This window comes from Sulfuritortus calidifontis (genome assembly GCF_003967275.1).
In the GTDB taxonomy this organism is placed as follows: Bacteria; Pseudomonadota; Gammaproteobacteria; order Burkholderiales; family Thiobacillaceae; genus Sulfuritortus; species Sulfuritortus calidifontis.
The window spans coordinates 2459964-2478069 of sequence record NZ_AP018721.1; the positions used below are offsets into that span (position 1 = coordinate 2459964).

14 protein-coding genes are annotated in these 18106 nt (G+C 67.6%); 1 reads left to right on the forward strand and 13 read right to left on the reverse strand.

The window, feature by feature from the left end:
- Positions 1 to 3 precede the first annotated feature (3 nt).
- Both EL388_RS12450 and EL388_RS12455 read right to left on the reverse strand, forming a co-directional pair.
- On the reverse strand, positions 4 to 3135 hold the full coding sequence (locus tag EL388_RS12450; RefSeq protein ID WP_126463710.1) for a bifunctional diguanylate cyclase/phosphodiesterase: 3132 nt from the start codon (positions 3133 to 3135) through the stop codon (positions 4 to 6).
- Between the two features lie 55 nt (positions 3136 to 3190).
- The gene (locus EL388_RS12455; RefSeq protein WP_338057659.1) at positions 3191 to 4756 is read right to left on the reverse strand and encodes a THUMP domain-containing class I SAM-dependent RNA methyltransferase; all 1566 of its coding nucleotides are present in this window, start codon (positions 4754 to 4756) and stop codon (positions 3191 to 3193) included.
- On the opposite strand from EL388_RS12455, the gene EL388_RS12460 reads away from it, so the two are divergent.
- Complete coding sequence (locus tag EL388_RS12460) at positions 4744 to 5364, forward strand: TlpA family protein disulfide reductase (protein WP_126463711.1); 621 nt, start codon at positions 4744 to 4746, stop codon at positions 5362 to 5364. The two genes, EL388_RS12455 and EL388_RS12460, sit on opposite strands and share 13 nt — an antisense overlap.
- Here the strand turns inward: EL388_RS12460 and EL388_RS12465 are convergent.
- From EL388_RS12465 to EL388_RS12515, 11 genes are all read right to left on the reverse strand, one after another.
- Positions 5297 to 6337 (reverse strand): FAD:protein FMN transferase, encoded by a 1041-nt coding sequence (locus tag EL388_RS12465; protein WP_126463712.1) that lies wholly within the window; start codon positions 6335 to 6337, stop codon positions 5297 to 5299. The two genes, EL388_RS12460 and EL388_RS12465, sit on opposite strands and share 68 nt — an antisense overlap.
- A complete protein-coding gene (gene gshB / locus EL388_RS12470; RefSeq protein WP_126463713.1) occupies positions 6328 to 7404 on the reverse strand; it encodes a glutathione synthase in 1077 nt (358 codons plus the stop codon). The genes EL388_RS12465 and gshB overlap by 10 nt, the downstream gene beginning before the upstream one ends.
- A gap of 8 nt (positions 7405 to 7412) precedes the next feature.
- Positions 7413 to 8711, reverse strand: coding sequence for a glutamate--cysteine ligase (gene gshA / locus EL388_RS12475; RefSeq protein ID WP_126463714.1), 1299 nt, complete (start codon positions 8709 to 8711; stop codon positions 7413 to 7415).
- 62 nt (positions 8712 to 8773) lie between these two features.
- Positions 8774 to 9808 carry a tetratricopeptide repeat protein gene (locus tag EL388_RS14350; RefSeq protein WP_126463715.1) on the reverse strand — a complete coding sequence of 345 codons (1035 nt, stop codon included), beginning with the start codon at positions 9806 to 9808 and terminating at the stop codon, positions 8774 to 8776.
- Positions 9805 to 10638, reverse strand: a complete 834-nt coding sequence (locus EL388_RS12485; RefSeq protein WP_126463716.1) for an ExeA family protein — start codon at positions 10636 to 10638, stop codon at positions 9805 to 9807. Before EL388_RS12485 ends, EL388_RS14350 begins: the two co-directional genes overlap by 4 nt.
- Entirely contained in the window at positions 10638 to 12326 is a 1689-nt protein-coding gene (locus EL388_RS12490) for a secretin N-terminal domain-containing protein (protein WP_126463717.1), read from the reverse strand. Before EL388_RS12490 ends, EL388_RS12485 begins: the two co-directional genes overlap by 1 nt.
- A complete protein-coding gene (locus tag EL388_RS12495) occupies positions 12323 to 12676 on the reverse strand; it encodes a hypothetical protein (RefSeq protein ID WP_126463718.1) in 354 nt (117 codons plus the stop codon). The genes EL388_RS12490 and EL388_RS12495 overlap by 4 nt, the downstream gene beginning before the upstream one ends.
- Positions 12661 to 13299 (reverse strand): hypothetical protein, encoded by a 639-nt coding sequence (locus tag EL388_RS12500; protein ID WP_126463719.1) that lies wholly within the window; start codon positions 13297 to 13299, stop codon positions 12661 to 12663. The genes EL388_RS12495 and EL388_RS12500 overlap by 16 nt, the downstream gene beginning before the upstream one ends.
- A complete protein-coding gene (locus EL388_RS12505; RefSeq protein WP_126463720.1) occupies positions 13296 to 13946 on the reverse strand; it encodes a PilN domain-containing protein in 651 nt (216 codons plus the stop codon). The genes EL388_RS12500 and EL388_RS12505 overlap by 4 nt, the downstream gene beginning before the upstream one ends.
- Positions 13943 to 14854 (reverse strand): type IV pilus biogenesis protein PilM, encoded by a 912-nt coding sequence (locus EL388_RS12510; RefSeq protein ID WP_126463721.1) that lies wholly within the window; start codon positions 14852 to 14854, stop codon positions 13943 to 13945. The genes EL388_RS12505 and EL388_RS12510 overlap by 4 nt, the downstream gene beginning before the upstream one ends.
- Before the next feature lie 42 nt (positions 14855 to 14896).
- Entirely contained in the window at positions 14897 to 18106 is a 3210-nt protein-coding gene (locus tag EL388_RS12515) for a DUF6701 domain-containing protein (RefSeq protein ID WP_126463722.1), read from the reverse strand.

The window sequence follows — 18106 nt, forward strand, 5'->3', positions numbered from 1 at the left end:
GGCTCAGGTCCAGTCGATCGCCTCCGGCACCGTGGGCCGGCCGTAGAAATAACCCTGGGCCTGCTGGCAGCCCAGCTTGTTCAGCAGCGCAACCTGGGCCTCGTTCTCCACCCCCTCGGCGATGGTGCGCAGACCCAGGCTGTCGGCCAGGGCGATCACCGCGCGGGTGATCGCGGCATCTTCTTCGTCCATCGGCAAGTCGCGAACGAAGGAGCGGTCGATCTTCAGGCGATCGATCGGCAGTCGCTTGAGATAGGCCAGCGAGGAATAGCCGGTGCCGAAATCGTCGATCGAGAGAAAGATCCCGAGGTCGCTCAGCTGCTTGAGCACGGCCACCGTCGACTCCGCCTGATCCATGACCAGGCCTTCGGTCACCTCGATCTCCAAGCGGTCCGGCGGCAGCCGGGTTTCGCCCAGCACCCGGCGCACGGTGGCGACGAAGTCGCTGCGCTGAATCTGCGGCCCCGCCACGTTGACGGCGATGTTCTCCAGGGCGATGCCCTGGTCCAGCCATTGCCGGGCCTGGCGGCAGGCCTCGTGCAAAACCCATTCGCCGATGTCGATGATCAGACCGGTATCCTCGGCAATGGAGATGAAACGATCGGGCATGACCATACCGCGCTCGGGATGCTGCCAGCGGATCAGCGCCTCGACGCCGACGATGCGGCCGGATTTCAGGTCGATTTGAGGCTGGTAATGCAAGAGGAACTCCCGCCGCTGCAGGGCGCTGCGCAGGTCGGTCTCCAGCCGCACCCGCTCCATCGCCTCCAGGGTCAGCGCCTGGGTGTAGAAGCTGTAGGCATTGCGGCCGGATGACTTGGCCCGGTACATCGCGGCATCGGCGTTGCTGACCAGGGCCTCGGGCGTGGCTGCGTCGCGCGGGTAGAGGCTGATGCCGATGCTGGCGGTCACATACAGTTCATGGCCGCGGATCAGGTAAGGCTGGGCCAGCACTTGCAGGATCTTGCCGGCCAGTTGTGCCGCATCCTGCTCATGCCGCAGGCGCTCGATCATGATGATGAACTCGTCGCCGCCCATCCGTGCCCGGGTGTCGTCCTGCCGCAGCACCTCGTTCAAGCGCTGAGCGACCTCCCGGATCAGCTTGTCGCCGACCAAGTGACCGAGGCTGTCGTTGATGTGCTTGAACCGGTCGAGGTCGAGGAACAGCACCGCCAGCTGGCTCTGCTCGCGCTTGGCATGGCTCAGCGCCTGATGCAGGCGATCGAAGAATAGCAACCGGTTGGGCAGGTCGGTCAGCGGGTCGTGATGGGCAAGGTGGGCCAGCTCGGCCTGCGACTGCACGATGCCGCTGATGTCCGAGAAGACCGAGACGTAATGCGTCAGCTGGCCCCCTTCGTTGCGCACGGCGCTGATGGTCTGCCAGGCCGGAAAGACCTCGCCGTTCTTGCGCCGGTTCCAGATCTCGCCCTGCCAATGGCCGGTCCGGAGCAGGTTGGCCCAAATGCTCTGGTAGAACTGGGCGTCGTGCCGCTCGGACTTCCATATGCGCGGGTTGCGGCCGACCACCTCCTCGCTGCTGTAGCCCATGATCTTGCTGAAGGCGGCGTTGACCTCGACGATGTTGCCCTGCGGGTCGGCGATGATGACGCCATCCTTGGTGCTGGTCAGGGCCTGGGCGGCCAGCTGCAGCCGCTCTTCCAGCCGCTTGCTTTCGGTGATGTCCTGGGTGGTGCCGAGGATGCTGCGGACCAGGCCGTGCTTGTCGACCTGCGCCTCGGCCTGCTGGCGCACGATGCGCTCGGTGCCGTCCGGCCAGAGCACGCGATGGGTCAGCTCATAAGGCCCGGTGTGCCCCTGCTGGGCCGCACTGAGCACGGCCTGCAGCCGCATCCGGTCATCCGGGTGCACCGCCGCCATGAAGTTTTCCAGATTGGCCTCGACCGCGTTCGGCTCGTAGCCCAGGCAGCGAAACTCCTGGTCCGACCAGAGCGCCTGGCCGCTGGACAAATCCAGCTCCCAGCTGCCGACCCGTGCGATGCGCTGCGCCTCGTTCAGGCGGCTGGCACGCCGGCCCGATTCGGCATTGGCCTGCGACAGCCGATCAGCCAGGAGCGCCAGCTTGCGCGCGGTGGCAACCCGCCGGTAGGTGTCGAAGGCGAACAGCAGGGTGAGCAGCAGGCCGATGCCCAGCACCCAGTAATGCCGCCGCGAGCCGAACTCGGCATAGAAGGCCGGCGCCGGCGCAAAGATCATCTGCCAGTCGCGACCGGGCACCTGGATCGAAACCGACCAATGAGCACCCCGCTTGGCCTCGGCCAGCGACAAGGGGCCGCCCGTGGTCCGCGTACGCGAGGAGTGGCCATAAATCAGAGCATCATTGGCCGCGCGGTCGACGATATAGACATCGAGCCCGGTCGGCGGGCTGTCGGCGAGCACGCCGGCAAGTATCCGCTCGATCTTGACGACGGCAGCGACATAACCGCGCAAGGCGGCCCGTCGCTGACCGACCGTCTCCAGCGGCTTGCCCAGCCGGTATACCGGCCGATAGAGCACGACCGCTTGGAGATTGCCGCCACCCTGCACCAAGGTGAACTGGGCACTGGCCACGATGCCGCCACTATCGCGAGCGGCTTCCATCGCCCGCTTGCCCTCCGGCCTGGCTGCCGCATCCAGGCCGAAGGCCGCCGCGTTCGGCGCGAAGGGCTCGGCATAAAACACCGGGAAATACTCCGACCGCTCGCCGGCCGGCAACAATCGGCCATCCGGCCCGGGCTCGCTCAAGCGGGCACCAGGCTTGATCAGGTCCAGCTCCCGCTCGAACGCGGCCCGCCCGGCCCAAGCCACCCGCGGCAACCATTGCAGCGACAGCAGTTCGGCATGGGCATTCAAGGGTCCGGCCGTGAAGCGGGCGAATTCCTGCCGATCGACATCTTGAGAGGACTCGAACAGGCTGTTGAGCGAGGCGACGGTCTCGATGCTGCGATTGAGCCCGAATTGGAAGCTGGCCGCCTCGTGGTCGGCACGCCATTCCAGTTGGCGCTCAAAATGGTGTTGCTCATCCTCCAGCACCGTCAACGCCGTCCAGGCAGTCAGCGCGCCGCCGAAAAGGACCGTCACGAGCACACCCAGATAGGGTTTGAGCGAGGTGCGCGGGTTGACGGTGAGCGCGTGCATTTCAGAAAGCCGGGTCACAATGACCCTGCATGATAGCAGCGCGATTGGATGTGACTCAGGCCGGCGCGCGTGGACGCCGCATCTGTCCGCTCACTATGCGGTATTCATACAACCGGCATTCCAACGGGCCATTGAACAGCGGCGTGCGTCGGCTTGCCTTGAGACCGATGTGCTTGGCCAGTTCGACATCGGCCGAGAGCAGGTAGGCATTCCAGCCGGCGAATCGGCGTTTGAGGTTGTCGCCCAGGCCTTGGTAGAAAGCGGCCATGTCCTCGTGTTCGAGACGCACGCCGTAGGGCGGATTGCTGACGATAACGCCGACCCGCGCCGGCGCTTCCACCTCCAGGGCATCGGCCTCGCGCAGGGTGACGCATTCGAGCAGGCCGGCTGCGCGCAGATTGGTCTCGGTCGCATGGACCATGCGCGGGTCGATGTCACAGCCATAGATCGGCAGCGCACGTTTTTCCTTCTGCTCGGCCTGGGCGTTCTTGCGCAGCCGCGCCCACTCGACCCGATCGAAGCTGTTGAGGTTCTCGAAGGCGAAGTGGCGCCTGAGCCCTGGCGCGATGTTCAGTGCCATCAGCACCGCCTCCAACAGAATGGTGCCGCCGCCCATCATCGGGTCGAGCAGCGGCATCTTTGGGGTCCAACCCGCCAGGCGCAACATGCCGGCGGCCAGGTTCTCGTTGAGCGGTGCCTTGGCTGCCTGCACCCGGTAGCCGCGGCGGTTGAGCGGCTCGCCGGTGAGGTCGAGGTAGAGCGTATAGCTGTCCTCGGTCAGGTAGAGCAGGATGGGCACGTCGGGCGTGCGGGCATCGACATCGGGCCGTGCGCCGGTGAGGTCGCGGAAGCGGTCGCACACCGCATCCTTGATCTTGAGCGAGGCGAAGTTGAGGCTCTTGAGCGGACAGCGATGGGCGACCGTGGTGACGGCGATGGTGCGGCCGAGGGGAAACCACTCGGGCCAGGGCAGTTCGCGCGCGGCCCGGTAGAGATCGTCTTCGTTTTTGTAATGTCCGTGCGCCACCTGCTGCAGCACGCGAATGGCCAGGCGCGACCAGAGGTTGATCTTCCAGGCCTGGGCGATTTCGCCGGTAAACCTGACGCCGCCGGAACCCGCCTCGACCGCCTCCGTGCCAAGTTCGGCGAGCTCCCGCGCCAGTTCCTGCTCCAGACCGCGCGGGCCGGCGACGAAGAAATGTTGCGGGCCGGCGGCCGCCTTGCGCGCAGGCTGCGGCCGCCTCTGCTCGCGCTCCTTGTCGCCGCGAACCGGATGGCGCCGCGCTGCGTCGCGCCCCGAGCGCAGCTTGCGCTCGACACCCTCCTCATGGCGCGCCCCTTGCCCGCTGCGGGGCGGATGCGTCTGGGGCCCCGCCTTCGGCCGGCCACGGCGGCGCGACTGATCCGCCGCCGGCCCGGCCGCTTTATCCACGCGCGCCACCGGCTCTTCCACCGGCTCCGGCAAATCGCTACCCTTCAGGGCCCGCCGCTGGCGCAGCGGCAGATGACTGCCGCGCACCGGCCGCCGCGATTTGGCCGGGGCCGAAACTTCCGGGGTGGATTCGCTGTCCTGCTTGATGATGCGCAAGACCTTGCGTTTGGACGAAGATGACGAAGACAAGTTGGTTCCTGCAAAAACTCAAGGCGAATGGGCTCACCCTACTGCTGATCGGGCTGATCGTCTACTTCTGGTTCCGGCCGCCGGCCTCGGTCGACCACCTGCACCTGCCGGCACCCGAGGTCAACATCAGCACACCGGCAGGGGAGAAGCCCTTGTCGGCCTGGCGCGGCCAGGTGCTGCTGGTCAATTTCTGGGCCACCTGGTGTCCCTATTGCCGGCACGAAATGCCGGCCATGCAGGCCTTCTATCAGGCGCACAAGCACGAAGGGTTCGAGATTCTGGCCTTGAGCCTGGACGCAAACCAGGCCGAGGTCGATGCCTTCATGCGCGAGAAGGATTACAGCTTCCCGGCACCGCTGGCGCTCGCCGGCACCAGCCAGCAGTTCGGCGGCGTCGACAAGGTGCCGACCTCCTTCGTCATCGACCGGCGCGGCGTCATCCGGCACAAGATCAGCGGCCAGGTGCACCGGGCGCGGCTGGAGGAACTGGTGCTGCCCCTGCTCGCGGAACGCCCTGATTCGTCGGCTCCGGTCGCGCAGCCTACGGCACGACCGGAGCGGCCGGCGCGCCCGCCTGCCATTGCAGGCGCGGGGCCAGCGCCGCGGTGACGCTGATCCGGCCCGCGCCGTCGATGAACATGATCTCGCGCACGCCCAGCTTTTCGGCCTGCTGGCGCCAGCCGGCGGCGCCGCTGACGAACAGGGGCTTGCTCGCGACATCCGATAGCACCCCGGCCTGCGGCCCGCGCGCGAGCACGGTCACCGCCTGCACACCCTGCACCGGCCAGCCCGTGCGTGGATCGATGATGTGGCAGTAGCGCTTGTCGCCCACCTCGAAATAGCGCTGGTAATCGCCCGAGGTGCCGATCGCCTCGCCGTCATTCAGATCGATCAGGGCGATCGCCCCGCTCCGGCGCGGGTGCTGGATGCCGACCCGCCACGGCCGCGTGCCGTGCCGGCCCAGGGCCAGCACGTTGCCGCCGATGTTGATCAGGGCGTTGCGCACCCCCTGGCTTTTCAGATAGGCCGCCGCCAGATCCAGGGCGTAGCCCTTGGCATAGCCGCCCAGGTCGATGCGCACCGCGCGGTTGCGGCTGCGCACGGTATAGCCTGCCAGCTCGAGGTCGGCCATGGTCGGCGCGGCCTTGACCAGACGCTCGATCTGGGCCGGATCGGGCACGCGGTTGCCCTCGAAGCGGTCGGCGTGAAAGCCCCAGAGCCGCACCAGATTGCCGATGGCCGGATTGAACAGATGATCGGATTGCGCCGCGTGGCGCGCGGCGTCCTGCAGGATCGGGATCAGGCCGGGCGAGGTGGAGACGTCGGTCGCCCCCTGGGCGATGAGCTCATTCACCCGGGCCAGCGCGCCCGGCTGCCAGGCGTGCAGCATGCCGTGCAGCCGGTCGAAGTCCCGCAGCACCTGGGCGGTGACCGCCTGCGCCTTGTCCGCATCCTCGCCGTAGATGCTGATCTCGACCAGGGTGCCGAAGACATAGGCCTGCTGCCGGTAGGGCGGCGCCTCGCCGCAAGCGGCCAACAGCGCCAGCAGCCACAGCGACAACAACAGCCGGATCAGGCGCATGCGCGCTCCAGGACGTCGAGGAAGGCACCGGCCACGTCGAAGCCGGTCTGGTCCATGATCTCGCGGAAACAGGTCGGGCTGGTGACGTTGACCTCGGTCAGCCAGTCGCCGATGACATCCAAGCCGACCAGCAAGAGGCCGGCCGCCTTGAGCTGCGGCCCGAGGGTACGGGCGATCTGCCAGTCGCGCTCGGAAAGCGGCCGGGCCACCCCGGTGCCGCCGGCGGCCAGATTGCCGCGGGTCTCGCCCGGCGCCGGGATGCGCGCCAGGCAATAGGGCACCGCCTCGCCGTCGATGATCAGGATGCGCTTGTCGCCATCCTTGATCTCCGGGATGTAGCGCTGGGCCATCACCGTGGTGGTTTCATGCTGGGTGAGCGTTTCGATGATCACGCCGATGTTCGCGTCGCCCGGCCGCATGCGAAAGACCGAGGCGCCGCCCATGGCGTTGAGCGGCTTGAGCACGATGTCGCCCTGCTCGGCGAGAAAGGCGCGAATCTCCTCGGCCCGGCTGCTGACCAGGGTGGGCACGATGAACCGGGGGAAGCGGGCGATGGCCAGCTTTTCATTGAAATCGCGCAATGACTGCGGCCGGTTGAACACGCGGGCGCCTTCGCGCTCCGCCAGCTCCAGCAGATAGGTGGCGTAGAGATATTCCTGACCGAACGGCGGGTCCTTGCGCATGAGCACGGCGTCGAACTCGCTCAGGCGGCGCCATTCGTGATTGCCGGCGGCAAACCATGCCCCCCCTTGCTTCCCCCCCACAAGTGGGGGGGATGATGGAACAGGCTCCCCCCCCGCAAGCGGGGATGATGGAACAGGCATCCCCCCCGCAAGCGGGGATGATGGGACAGGCTTCCCCCCCGCAAGCGGGGGGGATTGAGGGGGGGAGGTGAGTTCGAGCGGGAACACCCGGCCCATGAGCTTGCCGTCACGCCAGGCCAAGTCCTTGGGCTCGCAGGCCCAGAGTTCGTGGCCGCGCGCCGCGGCCGCCTGCATCATGGCGAAGGTGGAATCCTTGCGGATCTTGAAACTGGCCAGCGGGTCGGCGACGAAAAGTATCTGCATCTCGAACCTCAGTACTGCGGCAGGCGCGGGTTCGGCGCCGTCTCTTCCAACTCGATCGCCGCCGCCAGCGCGGCCAGGCGGCCGAGCACGCCGTAGGTATAGAAGCGGTTGACCGGGGCGTCGGGCCGGTCGGTCTCATCCGGCAGGCTGCAAGGCTCCTCGAAGGCGAGGGGCACGAAGTGCATGCCGGCGGCATTCAGGTTCTCGTCGGCGCCGCGGCCGGTATGCACGCGATAGAAGCCACCGACCACGAAATGGTCGATCATGTAGATCACCGGCTCGGCCACCGCCTCGTTGATGGTCTCGAAGGTGTACACCCCTTCCTGCACCAGCACGTTGCTGACGCTGAGCCCCTCCTTCACCACCGCCATCTTCTTGCGTTCCTTGCGGTTGAGCTCGCGCACCTCGTCCGCGCTCTTCACGGTCATGATGCCCATGCCGTAGGTGCCGGCGTCGGCCTTGACGATGACGAAAGGCTCTTTGTCGATGCCGTATTCCTTGTACTTCGCCTCGATATGGCTGAGCACCGCGCCGACGTGATAGGCCAGACATTCCTCGCCCTGGCGGGCGAAGAAATCGACCTCGCCGCAGGTGGCGAAATAGGGGTCGATCAGCCAGGGGTCGATGCCGATCAGCTCGGCGAACTCCTGCGCCAGCCTGGCATAGGCGCGGAAGTGGTTGGACTTGAGCCGGGTCGACCAGCCGGCATGCAGGGGCGGCATCAGGGTCTGGGCCGGGTCGAGGTCTTTCAATATCTCTGGCTGACCGGCGGAGAGGTCATTGTTGAGCAGCACGGCGCAAGGGTCGAAGTCGCCGACCTTGACCCGCCGCCCCTCGCGCACCACCGGTTCGAGCAGGAGGCTGTCGCCGCTGGGCAGGTCGATCTTGAGCGGTTCCTTGAGGTCCGGGATCAGGCTGCCGATGCGCACCTCGAGACCGGTGTGCTGCAGGATGGCCGCCAGGGACGCGACGTTCTGCAGGTAGAACAGGTTGCGCGTGTGATTCTCGGGGATCAACAGGAGCCGCCGGGCGGTGGCGCACATCTTCTCCACCGCCACTTGGGCCGCCTGCACCGCCAAGGGCATGAAGGCCGGGTTCAGATTGTTGAAGCCGCCGGGAAACAGGTTGGTGTCGACCGGGGCCAGCTTGAAGCCGCTGTTGCGCAGGTCGACCGAGCTGTAGAACGGCGCCGAGTGCTCCAGCCACTGCCGGCGAAACCACTGCTCGATGCGCGGCATGGACGCGAGCACCTGCTTCTCCAGGTCGAGTAGCGGGCCGGTCAAGGCGGTGGTGAGATGAGGGACCATGCAACCCCAGCGATTCCGTGATTTTGGTCTTCGAGTTTACCGCTTGAGGCGGCACAGCACTATCAACCGCCGAGCTCGGCGATCTTCTGGCTGACGAAGTCCTTCAGCTCGGGTGTGAGCCGGCTGCGATAGGCCTGCTGATAGGCGGTGTGGGCATCGCCCTTGCGGCCCAGGCGTTCCAGCGCCACGGCCAGGCCCACCCACCAGGTGCCATTGTCCGGCTTCATGCGCACGGCCTGGCGATAGGCCTGGGCCGCCTCCTCCATGCGACCCAGCTTGTTGTAGACACCGGCCAGGAAGGACCAGTATTCGCCATCGGCGCCGCCATGGCTCAAGCCATCCTTCAACACCGCGGCAGCGCCGGTGTAATTGCCCTGGCGCACCAGCAGCTGGCCACTGGCCTTGGCAAACCAGATCTCGCCGGGGTGCAGGGCGGCCCCTTCGCGAATCAACAGCTCGGCGCGCAGCACCTCGCCCTGCTCGATCAAGAGCGCGATCAGGGTCTGCCGGGCCAGGAGATGACCGGGCTGCTGGGTCAGGGCCAGATTCAGCTTGTCCATCGCCTCGCGCATGCGCCCCTGCTCGATCAGCCGCTTGGCGTCATTGAAGGCGGCATGGGCGATGTCCTGCGCCGAGGCGAGGCTCGGCTCCTTGACGATCTTCGGCCGGCCGGCCGGCGGCAGCGACGGCTCGGCGGCAGCGGGTGCGGCCGCCATCTTGGCCTGCGGCTTCTGCGCCGGCGGTTTCGCTGCCGGCGGCTTTTGCGGCGCCTCGACGGCCGGCGGCAGCTGAGGCGGCATGGGGGGCATCGGCATGATCGCCCCCTCCGGCGGCTCGGTCTCGGCCGGCGGTGCCGGGGCAACGACCGGTGCCGGCACGACGGCGACCGGCTGAGCCTGCGGCGCCGGTGCCGCAGGGGGCGCCGGATAGCGCTTGAGCAGGAAGGCCGCCGCCGCCGCGAGGAGCAGCGCCGCCAGGAGGATCCAGACCCAGACCGAGCCCGGCCGCTGGCTGGCGACCGCGCGCACCCCGCTCGGCGTGCCGGACAGGGCCCGGTTGCGGTCGAGGTCCTTGAGCACCCGGTTGATCACGCTCATCGCAGGCGATCCCACAGGGATAGGCGCACGCCCGGGGTGTCCTTGCCGGCCAGGCGGACATGGCGGACATCGACCTCGTGCCGACCTTCGCCGAAGGCCAGCATCAGTCCCTTGTGCGCCAGGATGTTGATGTAGCGCGGCAGGCCGCGGCTCATCTTGTGCAGCTTGCCCATGGCGCCGGCGGTGAACAGGGGCCGCGCCGCGCCGGCGCGGTTGAGCCGGTAGCCAAGATAGGCCGGCAGCTCGCCGGCGTTGATCGGCGTGATGTGGTCGTGGAAGGCGATGCGGCTGCGGATCTGGCGCACCGAGGGGTCGGCCAGCTTGTCGTCGAGCTCGGGCTGGCCGAACAGCACGATCTGCAGAAGCTTGCTCTTTTCCGTTTCCAGATTGGTGATCAGACGCAGGGCCTCCAGGCTCTCGATCGGCATGGCCTGAGCCTCGTCGATCAGCGCCACCGCCCGCTTGCCTTCGTGCGCCAGCTCCAAGAGCCGCACCTCCAGCGCCTTGGTCAGGCCGTAGGTCAGGCTGCGGCGAAAGCCGCCGCCGAATTCGTTGAGCAGGGCCTGGGTCAGCGCCGCCGAGGACAGGTTGGGATTGGGGATGTAGGCCGTGGCGAAGCGGCTGCCCTCCATGCGGTTGAGCAGGTAGCGGCAGAGGATGGTCTTGCCCGAGCCGGGCTCACCGACGATCTTGATCAGACCCTCGCCGTTCTCCAGCGCCACCAGCACGGTATTGAGCGCCGCCTGGGCGCCGACGCCGGGGAAGAAATAGCTGGTGTCGGGCGTCAGCCCGAAGGGATATTCGTGCAGTCCGAAATGCTCGAGATACATCAGGGTTTCGGCGCCACGATCATCTGGTCGATACGCTGCATCGCATCCTTGGCATTATCCACCCAATCGCCGCTGTTGCGGATGATGCTCGGCTTGAGCAGGATCACCAGCTCGCTCTTGACCCGGGTAAGGTTGCTGTTCTTGAACAGGATCCGGGCCACCGGCACATCGCCCGCCCCCGGCATCTTGCTGCCGTAATCGCGCGCCTCGACCTTCATCAGACCACCGATGGCGGCGATCTGGCCATCCTTCAGGCGGACGATGCTGTCGGTCTCGGAGACGTTGCTCGAGGCTAGCGGCAGCGTGGAGTTCAGGCCGGAGATCTCGATCTGCTTGGTCACCTCGGTCACCGTGGTCACCGAGGGATGCACGTGGAGAATGATGTTGTCCTGACCGTCGATCTGCGGCGTGACGTCGAGCGCGATGCCGGAGAAGAAGGGCGACAGGGTGACGCTCGGCGTCGTGGTGGTGGCGGTGCCGGTGGTGGTGGTGGTGCTCACCCCGGTGACGAAATACTCGTCGGTACCCACCTTGAGCACCGCCTTCTGGTTGTTGATGGCGGAGATGCGTGGGCTGGAGAGCACGTGCACCGTGCCCTGGGTTTCGAGGAATTGCAACAGGGCCTCGAAGGTGTTGGTGATCAGGCCCAGGGTAAAGAAGCCGCTGGGTATGCGACTGTTGTTTGTCGGCAGACCGTCGCCCTTGCTGAGGCTGAAGCTGCCTTTGGCGTAGCTCCAGTTGATGCCCGACTGCGCCCCCTCGTTCAGGGTGACCTCGATGATCTTGGCCTCGATCATCACCTGGCGATCGACCGTGAGCTGGGCCGCACGCAGATAGTCGGCCACCAGGCGGTGCTCGGCGGGAAAGGCGCGGATGGCGAGCAGACCGGTGTGCGGGCTGGCCACGATGCTGCGGCCCTCCGGACAGCTCACGGCGACATTGGCGCCGGTGGCACCGGTGGTGCAGCCAATCAGGAGGCCGACCGAGGCCTGCAGCTCGCCCCAAAAATTGCTTTGCAGCCGGGTGCTCAGGTGGCTGGTCTCGATGCTGGTGGTGCCGCCACTGGAGCCGCCCGTGCCGCTGCTCGTGCTGCCCGTGCCGGCCGTCGTGGTGCCGGTGCCGCCGGTGCCACCGCTCCCGGTCAGCACGGTGGACATGACCCGCATCTCCGAACTGCCCTGGCGCTGCCCGGGCAGGTAGGAAATGGCGTAGAAGCGGGTCTGCAGGGTAAGCGGCTGGACGAAGATGCGGCTGCCATCGACGCGGAAGTCATAGCCGTACTGCTCGCGGATCGCCTCCATCGCCTCGATCACCGTGACGTCCTTGAGATTGACGCTGATGCTGCCGGCCACCTGGGGATTGAGCAGCATGCTGTAGCGGGTGCCGGAGACGATGCCCATGAACACCTCGGCAGCCGGTGCGTTGTTCACCACCAGGTCGAAGCGCGGCTCCAACGGTCGGGCCACCTCTTTGGGCAGAGCCAGGGTCGGATCGGGCAACAGGGCCGCCTCGACCGCGGCCGGCAAGCGCTCGGGCTTGGACGGCTGAGTCGCCTGACGCATCTCCTGCTGGATGGGCTGCAAGGCGGGGGAAGGCGGCACCGGGGCGCAGCCGGCCAGGAGCGACAGGCACAGACCGAAAAGGGGCCACAGCCTTTTTTCGGTCTGTGTGCTCGGCTTGCTTGTCATCGCTTTCCTGGTTTCCCCTGTTGCTCGGCTGGCCGCTTGGCTACGCTGGGCAGCAGCTTGTATTGCTGCATGCCGTCCTTGGTCTTGACCCAGACCCCCTGCTCGTCGATCCGGCTCACCCGGCCTTCGCCCAGCGGGTCGCCGACCCGGACCACCCGCCTGCCGACCAAGGCGTAGCTGGCGCCCGGGCGCAGGATCACGCTGCTGACCACGAGTTCCGGCTGCAGATCGGCCTCGCCCGGCTTGGCCTCGTAGACACCGCTCGGCGGCCGCGTCGGATCGGCCAAATCGGCTAGAGCGTAACCGGAGAGGGCCATGGCTGCCAAGGCCAGAATCACACGGCGAGCCATGCCTTGTCCTGACTCAGGGTGTAGAGGGTGAGCTTCATGGTCAGCTTCGGATAGGCCGTGGCATCCAGCTCCAGGCCACCCCAATAGACGCCGTAAGGCAGGCGCTCGACCCGCTCCAGGTAGGCGGCGAAACCGGCATAGCTGCCTTCCAGCGTGAGTTCGACCCCGTGCCGGTACAAGCCGCCCGGCTGCGCCGCGGCCAGGGCGCCGACTGCCTCGGCCTGGAGCGTGCGCAGGCTCACCAGCCTGATATCCGCCTGCCGCTGGGACAAGGCCTGCAAGAGCTTGGGCATCTCCTGCGGCGGGATCAGGCGGCTGGACAGCCCCTCCAGGGCCTTGCTCCGCGCCGCCAGCACCTGCCGGGCCGCCTCCAGCCGCTGGCGGGCCAGGGCCGCCGGGTCGGCCCGGGCCACGGCCTGATTGAGCACATCCTCGCTCAGGGTGATGCGGCGACGATATTCGGTCATCTTCAGCTCGATCTGCTTGCGCTCGCGCGCCTGTGGCGTAAACAGGGCCAGGTCGGCCAGGGCGTAGAGCGCCGCCAGCAGGATGAGGAAGAGGATCACCCGCTCGCGGGTGGTCCGCCCGTCGATCTTGGCCGCCAGGTCCGACCAGGTCTTCATGGCCTGGCCTCCGTTGCCGGGGCAGGTGCCTTCGTCTGGGTTATTGCTTGGGCCGGCTCGACCTGTGCCTGCAAGGTGAAATCGAGGTGGCGCCCTTCGCCGCCCTTGGCGATCTGCAGAAAGGAGAACTGCAAACCTTGGAACAGGTGCTGTTCGCGCAGGCCATGCAGAAAGCGGGCCGGCCCCTCGCTATCCAGGGCCCGGCCGGAAAGCTTGGCGATCTCGCCTCGCGTGCCGATCTGGAAGCCGGTCAGCCAGACACCGGGCACCACGGCCCGGGCAAAGGCGTGAAAGTGGCCGGACCAGCCCTTGTCCGAACCGATCGCCCCGGCCTCGACCGCCGCCGCGGCATTGTTCAGGGCCTTGAGCTTGGCCTCGGCCGCCTCGGCCTGCTGGACCAGTTCAGCGGCACTCTTGCCGCCGTCCTGCTGCCGGCGCTGGGCCTCGACCCGTTGCTCGATCGCCTGCACCCGATGTTCCAGCTGCAGCATGGCATCCCGGGTGTCATGCAACTGCCAGGCGCCGTAGCCATAGATCGCCGCCAGCCCGAGCAGCCAAAGCAGGGCCGCGCGCAACATGCCGGCGGCCGGGAACACGACCTGGCGCGGGCGGAACTCGGCCTGATAGAGGTTGATCTGCTGGCTCATGACCCGGCCCACTCCCGCATCGCCGCGCCCAGGGCATGGAACACCTGGGCCTGGGTGGCCGGCCGCTGCAGATCGGCATGGCTGTTGAAATCGAAGATCAGGCCGAGGTCCAGCCGCTCGACCGGCAGGCTCAGGTTTTCGTGCAACTGCCGGTAGAGCTCCTCGCCATCGGCCATCGGCGCCAGATACAGCCTGGACATGGGCAGGGCATGAAACTGGCGGTCGAAATAATCGACCGAACGCTGCACCTCCAGCACCACCCGCTCGGCCACTTCGTCCTGCGGCACACCGCGCAGGTCGATGCGGCGGGCGAGGACCAGCTCGCCTTCGAAGGTGAAGGTCAGCAACCCCCGCTCGCCGTGGACATGCAAGAGGCCGACGGCATAGCCCGGCGGCTCCAGCCGCGCCGCGATATGGCGCTGGGCGGTCTCGTCGACGTCGATCACCTCCAGCCCGAGGCCGCTCGCGCGATACAGCGCGATCAGCTCCCGCACCGCCTGGGCCGGCACGGTGACGGCATAGAGATAGGACAGACGCGCGCCGCCCCCGCCCGGCACCTTGAGCAGGTCGAACACGGCATCGTCGATGTGGTAGTCGAGCATGTCCTTGAGCTTCCAGCGCACGGCGCTGCGCAGCTCATCCTCGGGCACCGTGGGCGACTCCAGCATCAGCACCTGATAGCTGTCCGGCGGCAGCAGGGCGATCAGCGGGCTCTTGCGCAGGCCGGCCTCGTCGGCCAGCCGGCCCAGGACATCGGCGGTGGCCACCGGCACCTCGTGCAGGACAAAGCTCGCCACGCGGAACTTGCTGCCCGCCTGCTCCAATCGCAGGGCCACGGCGCTGCCGGGACAGAACGCCGTCAGCACGGCCAGGCCATGGTCATGTGTGGTGCGCTTGAGCCATTTCATGGTTGGTTGGGACGGCGGTGTCCGGTCATGGTCGGCATCATATCAATACAGTTCCCGCCGCAGGATCACCCGCTCCGAACCATGGCGCTTGCCGAAGGCGGCGCGGGCGCGCGGGTTGTCGTCCAGCCAGTCGCCATCCGTCGCCTGGTCGATGCCGTCCCAGTTGTACTTGAGCCAGGCCGGGGCATCGAGCACGAGATCGAGATAGCCGAAGTTACCTGCCCCCGGGGCGCTGAGCGTCAGCGAAAAGAGGCCGTCGGCGATCGGCGGCGGGTTGAGCAGCGGCGCCGTCTCCCCGGCCGCCAGCTGGTTGACGCCCGACTCGGGATAGAAGGTCAGGCCGGGGCTCAGGGGCGAGGTCTGGGCCACGGCCGCCAGCGCCGGGATCGCGCTGCAGTCGTCGTCGCCGTGGGTCACCATGCCGGTGCCATCCCAGTATTGCACGCTGGCCTGGATCGGCAGGGCCAGACGCTCGGAACCGGTGGCGTTGGCCAGGCGCAGGCGGCCGAAGCGCAAGAGGCCGCCGGCGATCTGTTGATGGTCGTTGCCCGGCGTGGCATCGGTATCGGCATCCAGATCGGCCGGTAGCAGGGTGACGCCATCGCCATCGACCGGCCGCGCGGTGAGCTTGAAATCGGGATAAGGGCCGTCCGGCCGCACCGGCCGGGCCCCGTCCGATTTGCTCACCGTGCCGTCCAGGCGGCGTACCCGGAACAGCCCGCTGAAGTCGGCCTGCCCGCCGTCCGACCAGTCACCCGTCAGCGCGGCCGGCAGCGCCAGGCGCGCGGCCACGTCATCGGGCGCCAGATTGAGCGGGGCGAAATTGAAGGCGGCCACGCTGGTCGGCGCCAGCTTGGCGAAGCCGTCTTTGTAGTTGTAGGTACGCAGGCCGCTGGCGTTGTTGGCGGTCAGGCTGAAGTCGATGCCGAATTCCTGGCCCAGATAGGTAAAGGCGGTCTTGCCCGCGGCCTCGCAGGCCGGGGTATGGGCGCCGCCGCTCAGTTTGAAGTGATCCGGCCGGAAGCGGCCGAAATAGGGCGTGGTGGCGGGATTGCCGAACTTGCAGCCGGGCAGGCCGGCGCCGGGCGCGGGGTTGGCAAAGCCGTTGCTGCAGCCGACCAGGGGATATTGATCGACCAGGGTGAAGTTCGCGTCGTACACGGCCTGGGCCCCGAGCCGGAAATAGCCCACCTCGGAGTAGGTCGCGCTGTTGGCGATGGCGTTGCCGCCGGCATCGCCCGCCGTGAAGGCCGCCACGAGCTGGCCCGTCACCAGGGCGCCGGCATGGGCCTCGACCTGGCCCGGGTCGAGGCTGGGCACGCCGTTGTAGCCGGCGCCGCCGGCCGCGGTCATGACGAATGGCGCGCCGGCCGCATAGGCGGTGGCGCTGGTGCTGGTGCCGATCGGATCGGCATTGCGATCGGTGGTCACCGACAGGGCATCCGGCCGCACCGCGAAGCGGTCGCTGGAGCAGGCGTTGACGGCGCTACCGCACTCGCGCCGGCTGCACTCGAAGCGCACCCGCACGTCGCGATAGGCCGTGGCAAAGGCCGGCAGGGTGACCCGGGCCCGGCCGTTGTCGAAGCGCACGGTCCCGAGGTTGATGATGGCCGTCTGGCTGGCCGGGCAGTTGAAGCCGTCGATGACCTCGACCGGATTGGCGTTGGCATAGAGCCGGATGTCCACGTCGCCGTCGAAACGATCGGACAGGGTGCCGTCGCTGCGCAGACGCACCAGGTCGAGCTGATAGCCGGCCACGCCACGCCGCTTGGTATGCAGGTTGGCATAGGCCGCGAGGGGGTCGATCGTGCCCGGGACCGGCACGCAGGCGGGCGTGCTCACCTCGCAGGCGTTGAACTCGCGCGGCTGGCCGATCACCGGGCAGTTCACCGGCGCGCGCGGCGTGCCGTCGGCATTGAGCCCGGCATTCTGGTTGGCATAAAGGCTGGCGATCTGCGCGCCGGAGAGAACCCCGGCGTACAGGCGCATCTCGTCAACCGGGGTGCCGATGCCCTGGGCCGCGCTGGTGTCGACATTGTCGTAGGAGGTGCCCAGATAGGTCAGGTTGCCCGCCGCCTTGCGATTGACCTGGTCGCGATAGAGACCATCGACGAACAGCTGGGTGACATTGCCGTTGGCGCGCAACAACACGTGGTGCCACCCGGCCGCCAGGGTGCCGAACTGGAAGCTGCCGGTGCTCGAGGCGCCCGACGCATAGACCCCCCAGCGGTAATTGTTGTCACGATCCAGAAACATCAGATCGCCACCGCCGGCCACCGAGGCCAGGACGTGATAGCGATGGGTGGTGACAATGGGCAGATAGAGCCAGGCACTCAAGGTCCAGCTGGTGCCGATGGGGATGCTGGCCGAGACCCAGCGCCCATAGGTATCGAAGTTGGCCATGCGCTGGATCTTGCCCGGCACACTGGTGGTCAGGCCGTTTCTTGAGGTGGCCGGGTAATTGCCGGTGCTGTCGATGACCTCGCCCGGCGCGCCGGTATAGGCGCATTCATCGAAGCGGTAGTCCGCCAGCAGACTGGCCGGCCCCAGGGTGGCAGGCCGCAAGGCCAGGAGATGGCCGATGTTGGCCGCCGCCGCGCTGGCCGTGGCGACCCGGTTGCCGGTCGGCGCCGTGCCGCCGGCATAGGCCTCGTCGGCCAGCTCCAGGGCAATGCCGTTGCCGGCCGGGCTGGGCGTGAGCACCTGCTCCACCCGCTCGATCATGGTGGCCGGCGGCGTGAGGCTGACGCCGCCGCGGGCATGGGCGAAGAGGCCGACCAGCCAGACGCCGCTCACCGTGGGCGTGACCGAATTGGCGGTAATGCTGGCGCTGCTGGCATTGGTCCGGGCGGAGAAGGCGTCGATCGGCGTGAAGGGATCGACCCCCCGATAGGCGGCCATGGCGCCGACGCCGCGGCCGGAGTTGCTGAAGCGCCAGACCTCGCTGAGCGGATTGCTGGCGCCGGCCAGCTTCCAGAAGATGGCCTGGGTCAGGGTCGAACCGTTGTTGACCCGGCTGATCTGGTTCCAGCCCGCCGGCGCCGTGATGGTGCGGTTGCCCCGCACCGCCACCTGGGCGATCAGCACATCGTCGGCGGCCAGCCCCGCCGGATAGCTCAGGGTGATCGAATTGGAGCCATTGATGGCGGTCGTGGCCGAGGTGGTGCCGACCAGGCTGATGGCGCCCTGCGCCGCGCCGGCCCAGAGCATGCCGACGACGGCGAAGAGGGAAAGCCGGCGGATCCAGCGCAT